This is a genomic window from Ruegeria sp. AI3 (assembly GCF_056541245.1).
On the sequence record NZ_JBQFYA010000081.1, the window covers coordinates 1 to 620 of the forward strand.

Sequence of the window (620 nt, forward strand, 5' to 3'; positions counted from 1 at the left end):
TGCTCGACCATGCCACGGGACCGGACATACGTCTGCTGTTGGTCAAAGATGCAGATCACCGGTTTTCCGATGGCCCCTGTCTGGGTCTGATTGAAAACGCGATCCTGGATGTGATGGGAGAAGACTGATGCGGCGTTTTGGATGGGTTTTGGGGCGCGTCGTCTTGGCACTGATTGTCGTTGGTGGCCTGGTCTATTGGTTTGGTCCACGCGAAGAGGTCAACCTTGTGCCAGTCTTTGATGACCGGCGTTTTGGCGAGGGTGTGCAGGTTTATTTCGAAAGCACCGAATCCGCCTTTGATGACATCGTGCCCGGTGTCGAAAAACGGGTGATTTGGCAGGACGGCTTCAAAGAACAACGCACGCCATACTCGGTGCTGTATGTTCATGGATTCTCGGCAAGTTCCGAGGAAATCCGGCCGGTTCCGGATCGTGTTGCAGAGGCGTTGGGGGCCAATCTGGTCTACACCCGCCTGCAAGGTCATGGCCGTGACGGAGAGGCCATGGCAGAAGGTACCGCGTCGGGCTGGATGCGCGACATGGCCGAAGGCGTGGCCGCAGCGCGCGCAGTGGGGGACAAAGTCGTCATCCTGTCAACGTCGACCGGGGGAACCCTGGCGG

1 protein-coding gene and 1 pseudogene are annotated in these 620 nt (G+C 58.5%); both read left to right on the top strand.

Going from position 1 to position 620, the window contains the following annotated elements:
• A pseudogene (locus tag ACRZ95_RS23145) lies at positions 1 to 128 on the top strand (alpha/beta hydrolase); the annotation flags it as partial.
• Positions 128 to 620 (top strand): alpha/beta hydrolase (locus ACRZ95_RS23150; protein ID WP_480555745.1); only part of this gene is annotated, 493 nt, incomplete at its 3' end. The pseudogene ACRZ95_RS23145 and the gene ACRZ95_RS23150, both read left to right, overlap by 1 nt.